The following is a 1,375-nucleotide window of genomic DNA, read 5'->3' as shown; positions in this document are numbered from 1 at the left end:
CGTGGGTGGGCGGGTGGGGGAGCGGAGTGCGGTCCTCTGCTCAAATTTGTTTGCAAGGGGTGCAAAAGCACGGAGTGTGCACGTTGGCATGCGTGCCGGCGGGCGCGCAGTCGCCGGAGCCCCCGGCGGCGGGTCGCGGCCGTCGCGGGTGCGGGGCCGGGGTGCGGGTGCGGGTGCGGGTGCGGGGGGCAGGCGGGGCCGGGCGGCCGGGGTCAGGCGCGCAGCACCCGCACGCCGCAGCCGGTGACGGCCTTCTCCTGGGCGCCGGTCAGCCCGTCGTCGGTGACGAGGTCGTGGATGTCCGTCAGCGGGCAGATCGCGGCGAAGGTCACCAGTCCGACCTTGCTGCTGTCCGCCAGGACGACGGAGCGCGCGGCACTGCGCAGGAAGGCCTGGTCGGTATGGGCCTCCATCTCGTCGTGCGTGGTGCAGCCCTCGCTGGCGGTGAGGCCGTCGACGCCGATGAAGGCGACGTCCAGGTGGTACTGCGAGAGCATCCGCTCGGCCGCCGGCCCGACCAGTTCGTAGCTGGCCGACCGCGCGATGCCGCCGACCACCACCAGGCGGATCTCCGGCCGGACGATCAGGTCGGCCGCGATGTTGACCGCGTTGGTCACGATGGTGACCCCGCCGCGCTCGGCGAGCACCCGGGCGAGCTCGCTGGTCGTGGTGCCCCCGGTCAGGCCGACCACGGCGCCCTCCGGCACCAGGCGTTCGGCCGCCAGGGCGATCCGGCGCTTCTCGGCCTGACGCTTGCCGTGCCGGTGGCGCAGCGGCAGCTCCAGATTGACGGTGCCGGTCACGGCGCCGCCGCGGGTGCGGTGCAGCAGACCCTGGTCGTGGAGCTCCTGGAGGTCGCGCCGGACCGTCGCGGTGGAGACGCCCAGCAACTCCGCCAGCGCGTGCACGTCGGCGCTCCCCGCTTCGGTGACATGAGCGAGGATCTTGGCGGTCCGGTCAGCTTTGAGCATGTCGGGGAGTCTAGACGAGGCTTGGTCCGTACCGCAGCGGCGGCTTCCGGAACCGGGGAACGGCGCTTCGGCGCAGGCAGGGCGGCAGGTATACGACAAGTCGACCTCGCGGCAAGCTGCTCGGAACTGATTAAAGTACCCGGCACAGCGAACAGTTTTGATCGACGCGCGCTGCCGACCGCTGCCCCGCCGCCACGATCCGACCGGCGGGGCGGGAGGGCGGTGGCCCGCGTCCTCTTCCCGGAGGTGACCGCATGACCGCGGACCGACTCGCACTGTCCGGCGCCCGGCTGGTCCTGCCCGGCGGCGTCGTGGAGAACGGCCGGCTCTCGATCGGGGGGACGACCATCGCCGGCCTCGGCGGTACCGCCACGCCCGGCGACCTCGACCTGACCGGGTACACC

1 protein-coding gene is annotated in these 1,375 nt (G+C 73.0%); it reads right to left on the bottom strand.

Annotation, left to right across the window (positions count from 1 at the left end):
• Positions 1–212 precede the first annotated feature (212 nt).
• Positions 213–971: a DeoR/GlpR family DNA-binding transcription regulator gene (locus VR45_RS41480; protein WP_045945163.1), complete on the bottom strand. Its 759-nt coding sequence runs from the start codon at positions 969–971 to the stop codon at positions 213–215.
• Positions 972–1,375: the final 404 nt, after the last annotated feature.

Origin of the sequence: Streptomyces sp. NRRL S-495, from assembly GCF_000966955.1 — a bacterium.
Classification (GTDB): domain Bacteria; phylum Actinomycetota; class Actinomycetes; order Streptomycetales; family Streptomycetaceae; genus Kitasatospora; species Kitasatospora purpeofusca.
This window is presented reverse-complemented; position numbering and strand designations above follow the sequence as displayed.

Excerpts from the sequence above, each read along its gene's own strand:
- VR45_RS41480 (WP_045945163.1), bottom strand. The coding sequence starts at position 971 with ATGCTCAAAGCTGACCGGACCGCCAAGATCCTCGCTCATGTCACCGAA.